This window comes from Paenibacillus sp. J5 (assembly GCF_054955055.1).
In genome coordinates, this window is sequence record NZ_JBUEDD010000032.1 from 1 (window position 1) to 1,679 (window position 1,679).

General features: G+C 55.6%; 1 protein-coding gene. It reads right to left on the reverse strand.

Going from position 1 to position 1,679, the window contains the following annotated elements; all coding sequences use genetic code 11:
* Positions 1-49 precede the first annotated feature (49 nt).
* Positions 50-1,605, reverse strand: a protein-coding gene (locus ACY1JZ_RS25955) for an IS3 family transposase (protein WP_462631667.1) whose coding sequence is annotated in 2 segments (ribosomal slippage) — positions 50-1,137 and positions 1,137-1,605 — 1,557 coding nt in all. Because the reading frame shifts where the segments join, the coding sequence is not laid out codon by codon here.
* Positions 1,606-1,679: the final 74 nt, after the last annotated feature.

Sequence of the window (1,679 nt, forward strand, 5' to 3'; positions counted from 1 at the left end):
CGGTGTTTGTCAAGATAGTTGTCGCGAATTCTCAAAAAATAGGATGTCGTCAAGATAGCGTTTTGGGCGGAGCTTGAATAAGCGAGGCTCGTTCTGGATTAAGCCAGACTTCCTCTTCCAGACTCCAGTCACGCACTTCGCCAGACCAGCGACTCGGGTGTCTGGCTTTTGCAGCTTCGTATACGGCTTGACGTTTTTTAAATACGTTCTCTGCCAACCCTTGATGTCGCTGGCTCGGAGTAATGAAATTGAGACCGCTATGCCGATGCTTCTCGTTGTACCAGTGTGCAAAGGACTTCACCCATACCCGGGCTTCCGTGAGGTCTCGAAACCCTTTTGCCGGGAAGTCCGGGCGGTACTTGCACGTGCGGAAAATCGATTCCGCATAGGGGTTGTCGTTGCTTACGCGAGGTCGGCTTCGGGAGGGCGTAATACCTAAGCTGTACAGCGTCTCCAGTAACGTAGCGCCCTTCATCGGACTCCCGTTATCCGAGTGAAGCACGAGCGGATGATGACGGATCACACATTGCTCCCGGATGACTGTGCGCCGAATCAGTTGACTGGCTTGCTCGGCCGACTCTTCCTCCCAAATCTCCCAGCCGACGATTTTACGGCTGTACAGATCCAGGATGAGGTACAGGTAGAGAAACAGCCCCTTTGCCGGCCCCGGCAACCAGGTAATATCCCACATCCACACTTCATTCGGCCCAGTCGCAGCATGGCTGGTGAGCGGCCTCGCGGTGGGCTTCTTGCTACGGCCGCGATGGTGCTGTTGATGATGCTTATGCAGGATACGATAGAAGCTCGACTCCGAAGCGATGTAGACCCCTTCGTCCGCTAAAGCTGGCACGATCTGGCTTGGCGGCAGGCTCCGGTTATGTGGCTGCTGAAGCACCTCCAGCACTTGCTGCTCTTCCACCTCGCTTAGCTTGTTGGCAGGCGCTGGACGCGTGGCGTGAGGACGTCCGTCCTCGGTTCCGCCTTGCTTCCGCCAGCGTTGCAGCGTTCGCTGCGACAGCCTGAGCTCCTGGCACGCCAGGGCTTCTCTTGCACCGGCAACGACGGCTTCCTGAATCAGGGTGATGGCTTGCTCGCGATCTGAGGCCGGAATCATTCGTCCTCGGGGTCCCCCCAAATCGCTTGAGCCTTTTTTCGCAGCACCAACAAGGCTGCGGCCTCCGCGAGTGCAGCTTCTTTACGTCTCAGTTCTCGGCTTAAGGCTTTGTTCTCTTGCTCTTTGGTGCGGAGCTCCTTCTGCAGCTTGCCCGCCTGGGCGGGAACGCCTCCGTTGGCCTGCATGCAAGCATCCCGCCAGGCCTCCACCTGCTCCACGTATAACCCTTTTGTCCGGCAGTACTCTGCCAACTCAATTTCGCTTAAGCTTGCCGTTTCGATGACGACCGCAAACTTCTCGCGTGTATTCCATCGCTCAGAGGACACGTCCCCCTTACTCGGTAGCCCTTGACTCATCGCTGCTTTTTTCCATTTATATAACGTCGTTTCAGAGACGCCGCTCTCCTTGGCTAAACGACTCACCGATTCGTTATTCGGGGGCAGCATCCGCTCTACAATGCTCTGCTTCAATTTCTCATTTAATTGGTTCATTTCCCTCACCTCGTCCTCGTTATCCCCACTATACTTTCATTTTAGGGGTACGACAACTATTCTGACAGAGGGGG